We start from the raw sequence: 4,651 nt of genomic DNA on the forward strand, positions 1-4,651 counted from the left end.
TCGACTTGCCGGTCTGTCGCATGATCTCGACGGGGCCGACGCCATCGGCACTCAGCAGGATGATCTCGGCGCGCCAGACGTGCTTCTGCGGCGCATTGCGATCACTGATGAGGGCTCTCAGGCGTTGGCGATCGGTCGGCGAAACGGTGAAGGCTCTTCCTGTGCGCATGCGCCACACTCGCATACGCACTCGCCAAAGGGAATCCCATACGGACTCTTATGTTAGGCGGATACCACTAGGAAGTGTGAATTCTTGGGATTGAACTAACCTGCTGACGCGGGAGAGGACGGGTTTGGAGGCGCGGTCTCCTGATGGGATGTTGGGGTGTTGAGAACCAACCCCTGACCAGGAGACCGATCGATTACCGACGGCCCAATCCCAATGCGGATTTCAGCCTAAAGTCATCCCGCTCTAGCCAGATTGCGCCGCGCTATCCGTTTCGCGCAAAAAGTTCAGCGAAATTCGACCGCAACCCATAACACGGCGCTCATCACGCTTGGCGATGCGTGCTTGTGTGATTGATCCCGCAGCGCGCTTACTGAGGGTGATGGGTTGCCTTCGCCAATGCGCCCACAACCGCGCGAATGAGTCATCGGCTCATTTTCAGAGATCACCGGACCAGCCGCCGCCGCGGATTGGCAGGAGTTCCGAGGGAAGCGACCCGCCGCCGCTCATGGAATATGGGCGGCAAACCGCTAAAGAACTCCGCCCGGTCCGGCTCGCAGCCTGCGCTCGGCCGCATGGAAACCCGGCGCCTGCTTCTCCCGCTCCGCCGGGCGCGTGCAGGCCGCGAAAGCGTCGAGGGAGCGCTTATAGACGCCCGTTTGCACGTCCATCATGCCGAGCACCGTATGGAAGAGGTTGTCGTGCGACTTCGGGGTGTCTGCGTCCGTGGAGAGACAGGCGGCGTCAACCCCCATCGCGGTCTGATATGGTTTCGAAAACCAGGCGATGAAGGGGACCTGCGTCTGTTCCTTGGGTGCGATCGCATAGGGCGCGCCGTGCAGGTAAATGCCGTTTTCGCCGAGCGATTCCCCATGATCCGACATGTAGATCATCGCGCCTGCAATGCGGTCCTGATGCTTTTCGAGCAGTCTCGCGACGCTCGCCAGGATATGGTCCGTGTAGAGGATCGTGTTGTCATAGGCGTTGACGATTTCCTCCGTCGTGCAGCTCATCAGTTCCGGCGTGCGGCAGTCCGGCGTGAAGCGGCGGAACGCCTCGGGATAGCGCAGGTAATAGGATGGCCCGTGGCTGCCGAGTTGATGCAGCACGATGACGCTATCGTTGGTCGTTGCGCCGAGCTTTTTATCCAGGTCGGCGAGGAAGATTTCGTCGAGACATTCGCCATTGTTGCACAGCGGGCCGTTCTTCCTACGCGTCATGCTGGCGAAATTGATGAGGTCGGCGATTCCCTTGCTGCCCGTGTTGTTGTCCCACCAGGTAACCAAAACGCCCGCATGCGTCAGTACGTTGACCAGGTTTTCGGTCGAGCGAGCCTTCCAGTCGCTGTACTCTGCGCGGGGATAGACGGAAAACATGCAGGGCAACGAGACGGCTGTCGCCGTGCCGCAGCTCGTCGTGTCGCGGTAGTTGACCACGCCAAGCGCCTTCAATTCCGGATTTGTCTCCCGGTCATAACCATTGAGGGAGAAGTTCATCGCCCGCGCCGTCTCGCCCGCTACCACTACGACGACGACCGGCTTGCCGGCTGCGGCGATGCGCGAACCCTCCTTGGCGTCGGTCCCGAGCGGCTGCACGACCAGATTGCGTTCGCGATAGGTGGAGAGACCGTAGCGTACCGCCGACGAGATCGGCCCGGCCGGATTGAACCGGACCATCAGGTCCCGATGCTCCCGCAGCGCATAGGCGATGCCGGCAAAGTTGACGTAGATGAGCACGCCGCTCAAGACAAGCGCTGGAGCAATGAAGAGGAAATTGACGGCGGCCTTCGCGAAAAAACGACGATGCCTGACTTTCACCCAGGCGATCAGAAGCGAGGGAATGAGCGCGTAGATCGCAAGATGAAGCGCAAGGCCGCCTGTCAGCAGATGACCGGCCTCGGCTTGAGTGGTGACGGCGGCATTGCCGATCATCTCCTTGTCGATGACAACGCCGAACGTATCGGTGAAATAAGAGACGGCCGCCGAGATGGCGATCAGCAGGATCAGCACCGGCTTCGTGACATATTTCATCACAGCGACGTCAGGGTCGAAAAGGTGGTCAGAGCGAGTGCCGTACCGAGCGATAGCATGGCGATCCACGCGTGATCGAAATAGACCACCGCATGGCTCCAGAAGGAATTGTTGGCGAGCATCAGCAGGTAAAGGGTGGCGATCGCGCTCAATGCGACGCTGCCGATCTCCGGCCGGCGAATTCTGAAGACAGTCAAAAGCTTCTCTCCAAAAAAATGCGAGCTCATCGCTCTCATCGGGTCCGTTGGGGCTCGCCGACATCGGCTTCTTTCGAGACGTGGCGGAAGTCCGACGCGTCTCGACGCTTCCGCCAGTACCGCGGCCAAACTGTCGAAGTGCTGTCGGGAGAAGGGTTGAGGACGGCCAGGTGCACTGGGGTCGGTGACATCGAGAGGCGGACAGGTTCTCGACAGCAGGGCAGGGCCAAGGTGAGCCCGCCGCCGCCGTGGCGGCCCGTTTCCAAAGGAGCCGCTCGTGAAATCGATGCTTATCTGTGTGTTGGCGACCGTCGTCCTTCCCACCTTCGCATTTGCGGACGATGACAACGCGTCGTGCACGAAAGAGCCGCAGTCAGCCTGGATGAAACCTGACGCCGCCGGTTCGAAGCTAGAGGAGGCGGGCTATACGGACATACGCAACGTCAAGGTGGCCGGCACGTGCTACGAAATTTACGCGTTCACGGCCAAGCATGAGCGCGCTGAGGTCTACATGAACCCCGTGACGGGCGAAATCGTCAAAGCGGAGCTGGAAGACTGATGCCCAAGTCAGCGGCTGGAAGGCGGGAGGCGTTGGCTTCCCGCAACGGAGATGTTCGGGTTTGGGACCCGGTCGTCCGGCTTTTCCACTGGGGCCTGGTCGCCTGCTGCGTCATCAACCTCTTTCTGCTGCCACCGGGCAAGAGCGTGCACCGCTATGTCGGCTATGCTGCAATGGCGCTGATCGCATTGCGCTTCGTCTGGGGATTCGTCGGCACGAGACATGCGCGCTTTGCCGATTTCGTTCGCGGCCCCTCGGCCGTTGCGAGCTACCTGTTCGCCTTTGCCGCAGGCAGAGCGGAGCGCCATGTGGGACACAACCCCGCCGCAGGCTGGGTGATGATCCTGCTGATGGTTTTGCTGGCGGCCGTCGGCACCTCCGGCTGGCTGACGACGCTCGATGCCTTCTGGGGCAACAAGGCGCTCGGGGAAACTCACGAGTTGCTGGCAAATTCGCTGATGATCGTAGCTGGGTTGCACGCATCGGCGGCGGTCGTTGAAAGTTGGCACCTCAAGGAAAACCTCATATGGTCGATGGTCACCGGCCGTAAGAAGGGTTGAGTTCAGGAAAACGCATGCGCCTGCTGCTCGTCGAAGACAGTCCCCGCCTCATCGAGCTTGTTGGCGAGACCATGCGTGATGCGGGCTGGCGGCTCGACGCGGTCTCGAGTGTCAACGAAGCCGAGGCGGCGATCGGCGGGCGGGAGCACGATCTCGTCCTTCTCGACCTGGGCCTGCCGGATGGCGACGGCCTCGATCTTCTGAAATGGATAAGGCAGCAGCACGCCGGGTTACCTGTCCTGGTTATCACCGCCCGCGGCTCCGTCGACGAACGCGTCCAGGGGCTCGATGCCGGGGCTGACGATTATCTGGTGAAGCCTTTCCACCATCGCGAATTGCTTTCCCGATGCCGGGCCATGCTGAGGCGCAATCCGCACGCCATACAGCCAGTGCTCGAGGCCGGGGCGTTGCGCTTCGATCCAGCCACCGCAGAGCTGACCTGTGATGGGGTCATCGTCGCGCTTCCACCGCGCGAACGCTCGCTGATCGAGATATTGATGCGCGAGGTCGGGCGCGTCGTTCCGAAACGCCGGCTGGAGATCGCCCTCTCGGAATATGGGCAGGAGCTCAGTTCCAATGCGCTGGAGCTTGCCGTTTCCAGAGTTCGGAAGCGATTGCAGCCGCTGGACACAGGCGTACAGATCGAAACCGTACGCGGCATCGGCTATCTGCTGCGGGCCGCCGCATGAGAAAACGCAATCCGTCGCTGATCGGCATCGTGGCGTGGCGGATCATCGCCTTCTCGCTGCTTGTGTGTTTCGGCATGCAAATTTTGGACGCCGATAAGGGGTGAATTTTGCACGCCGATTGACAGCACGACGACGGGGCCGGCAGTTGCCTTCGGTGGACGCGGCCCGGAGCGGAGAGCTCGCAGGAACGCTAGCTGCGGTTTGATCAGCAAGGAAAGTCGGTTTCCGACATTCCGACGCTATCCCTTTTAATAGCACGATTGTGGCCGATATCCGCGCGCTCGCTTCTGGCGCGCCAGGACAAGGAAGCGGCTAATCGCTTGGCGGTCATTGTCAAACAGATGGATGCGTTCCTGGCCGCGCGTGCCGATGCGTCCCCAGCGCCGAATGAGTGCAGCGCCGCCGAAGAGATCCGGCTCGACAGACAATTGGTAAAAGCGCGCCATATGG

Annotated in this window: 4 protein-coding genes and 2 pseudogenes; 3 read left to right on the forward strand and 3 right to left on the reverse strand. The window is 61.1% G+C overall.

Annotation, left to right across the window (positions count from 1 at the left end; translation table 11 throughout):
• Both USDA257_RS32860 and USDA257_RS32865 read right to left on the reverse strand, forming a co-directional pair.
• A pseudogene (locus USDA257_RS32860) lies at positions 1-169 on the reverse strand (IS630 family transposase); the annotation flags it as partial.
• Positions 170-696: 527 nt separating this feature from the next.
• Positions 697-2,423 (reverse strand): annotated as a pseudogene (locus tag USDA257_RS32865) (phosphoethanolamine transferase).
• A 256-nt stretch (positions 2,424-2,679) separates the two neighbouring features.
• On the opposite strand from USDA257_RS32865, the gene USDA257_RS32870 reads away from it, so the two are divergent.
• The 3 genes from USDA257_RS32870 to USDA257_RS32880 are packed head-to-tail and all read left to right on the forward strand — an operon-like array spanning position 2,680 to position 4,201.
• Positions 2,680-2,952 (forward strand): PepSY domain-containing protein, encoded by a 273-nt coding sequence (locus tag USDA257_RS32870; RefSeq protein WP_015633367.1) that lies wholly within the window; start codon positions 2,680-2,682, stop codon positions 2,950-2,952.
• Complete coding sequence (locus USDA257_RS32875) at positions 2,952-3,512, forward strand: cytochrome b/b6 domain-containing protein (protein WP_014858087.1); 561 nt, start codon at positions 2,952-2,954, stop codon at positions 3,510-3,512. Before USDA257_RS32870 ends, USDA257_RS32875 begins: the two co-directional genes overlap by 1 nt.
• A gap of 14 nt (positions 3,513-3,526) precedes the next feature.
• A complete protein-coding gene (locus tag USDA257_RS32880; protein ID WP_014858088.1) occupies positions 3,527-4,201 on the forward strand; it encodes a response regulator in 675 nt (224 codons plus the stop codon).
• A gap of 248 nt (positions 4,202-4,449) precedes the next feature.
• On the opposite strand, the gene USDA257_RS32885 is transcribed toward USDA257_RS32880, so the two are convergent.
• Positions 4,450-4,651: WGR domain-containing protein (locus USDA257_RS32885; RefSeq protein ID WP_041415773.1), on the reverse strand; the 202-nt coding region annotated here is incomplete at its 5' end.

Source organism: Sinorhizobium fredii USDA 257 (assembly GCF_000265205.3).
Taxonomy (GTDB): domain Bacteria; phylum Pseudomonadota; class Alphaproteobacteria; order Rhizobiales; family Rhizobiaceae; genus Sinorhizobium; species Sinorhizobium fredii_B.

Bases quoted from the DNA above. Each gene is read 5' to 3' on its own strand.
- USDA257_RS32870 (WP_015633367.1), top strand. From the start codon at position 2,680: ATGCTTATCTGTGTGTTGGCGACCGTCGTCCTTCCCACCTTCGCATTT.
- USDA257_RS32875 (WP_014858087.1), top strand. From the start codon at position 2,952: ATGCCCAAGTCAGCGGCTGGAAGGCGGGAGGCGTTGGCTTCCCGCAAC.
- USDA257_RS32880 (WP_014858088.1), top strand. From the start codon at position 3,527: ATGCGCCTGCTGCTCGTCGAAGACAGTCCCCGCCTCATCGAGCTTGTT.